The organism is Streptomyces swartbergensis (assembly GCF_002148965.1).
In the GTDB taxonomy this organism is placed as follows: Bacteria; Actinomycetota; Actinomycetes; order Streptomycetales; family Streptomycetaceae; genus Streptomyces; species Streptomyces swartbergensis.
The window spans coordinates 1-1,420 of sequence record NZ_NGFN01000693.1 but is presented as its reverse complement, the minus strand read 5'-3'; the positions used below and the strand labels follow the sequence as shown (position 1 = coordinate 1,420).

Below are 1,420 nucleotides of genomic sequence, written 5' to 3'. Positions count from 1 at the left end.
CCCGTAGACGGTCGCCCACGGTCCGAACTCGGAGGGCATCTCGCGCCACTGGGCGCTGGACCGAAACCGCCAGATCACCCCCTCGAACTGCTCCCGCAGCCGCTCGGGGTACGGACCGTACTCGCCTATCGGCAGGTACGGCTCGATGAACTCCCACTGCTCGTCTGTGAGTTGCCTACGTGTCACACCCAGCGTCCTACCGCATCCCGCCCCCGCACGGGGCCAGAACCCGAGATTGATCACGACCTCACACACGCCCTAGCAGCGCGCCTGCCACCCCGAAATCCCCTCGCCGCCCGTTCGGGTGAAGTGCAGAGAAGCCAGCGCAAGACCCACAAGTACGGCCGCGGCGGTTGCCCGCTGTGTCAGTGGTGTATGGCGCCGGCCATGGAGAAGTGGGGTCCGGGCGTGCGGTACATCAGCACGCGCGCCTGACCCTTCAGCGGTCCGTACGGATGCCCCGGAAGCCGGGACCGAGCCCGCGACGCCTGGGCGGCCTTCGCCCAGGGCCACCCACCACGGGTGCCGACGCCGCGCTTTCCCGCCCTGGCGCCTGGGCGTCCACGGTGATGCCCAGGCGCCGGCGCGCCTGGGCGGTGGCCGTCGCCACCGCGGCGAGGGCCTGTGCGAGTTCCTCCCCGACGCTGCCAAGGGTGTCCGTGAGGGTGCCGATCGCGTCGAGGACGTCCTCGGCGGCCGCCGTGCTCCAGCCATCCGGGCCCGCGAGGTCCGCGAGGTCCGCGAGGTGACATGCACTCTCGACGGCCTGTTCGGCTGCCTTCTCCACTCCGGGCCCGGCCTGTGCCGACAACTCCATGACCACTCAACGACCGTTCCGCTCGTAAGGGACCGGCGAGCAGTGTCACACGGGAAGGTCCCCTCGCTCGCCTGAGGCGCTGCTCGGGTCATGCACTCGAACGGCGGCCGGCCAGCGTGGAAGGCATGGTGGAGAAGAACCAGGGCCTGTCCGGTCAGCGGGGAGTGACACCGGACAGGCCCTGGCGGTCAGAAGGGCATTGCCCCGACGGCGAGTTGCCTACATCTCAAGCCAGACGGCGTGGTCCGGCGCCAGGAGTCCGTCCTGGACCGGTCCGCTGGCGAGGAGGACCGAGGTGTGGTCGGACAGCGGGTAGGGCTCGGTGGAGAGGTTGACGACGCAGGTGAAGCCGGGGTCGCGGTGGAAGGCGAGGACACCGGCGGGGGCGTTGAGCCACGTGAGGGTGCCGTCGCCGAGGGCGGGGTGTTCCCGTCGCTGCTGGAGGGCGGTGCGGTACAGCTCCAGCGTCGAGGTCTCGTCGCCGGCCTGAGCTTCGACGCTGCGCTCGCCCCAGTCGGCGGGCTGTGGCAGCCAGGGCGCGCCGGAGGCGTCGGCGGGGCTGAAGCCGAAGCGCCGGAGGCGTCGGCGGGGCTGAAGCCGAAG

General features: G+C 71.1%; 2 protein-coding genes and 1 pseudogene. All 3 read right to left on the bottom strand.

The genetic code is table 11. The features are described 5' to 3' along the window. Positions 1 to 186, bottom strand: a 186-nt coding sequence (locus CA983_RS43635; RefSeq protein ID WP_143645836.1) for a transposase, incomplete at its 3' end; no start/stop codon positions are given. Between the two features lie 253 nt (positions 187 to 439). Further along, positions 440 to 817 carry a hypothetical protein gene (locus CA983_RS43630; RefSeq protein WP_086606110.1) on the bottom strand — a complete coding sequence of 126 codons (378 nt, stop codon included), beginning with the start codon at positions 815 to 817 and terminating at the stop codon, positions 440 to 442. A 219-nt stretch (positions 818 to 1,036) separates the two neighbouring features. Continuing rightward, positions 1,037 to 1,420, bottom strand: a pseudogene (locus tag CA983_RS43625) (DUF3459 domain-containing protein); the annotation flags it as partial.

Coding starts and splice junctions, on each gene's coding strand:
- CA983_RS43630 (WP_086606110.1), bottom strand. CDS start 817: ATGGAGTTGTCGGCACAGGCCGGGCCCGGAGTGGAGAAGGCAGCCGAA.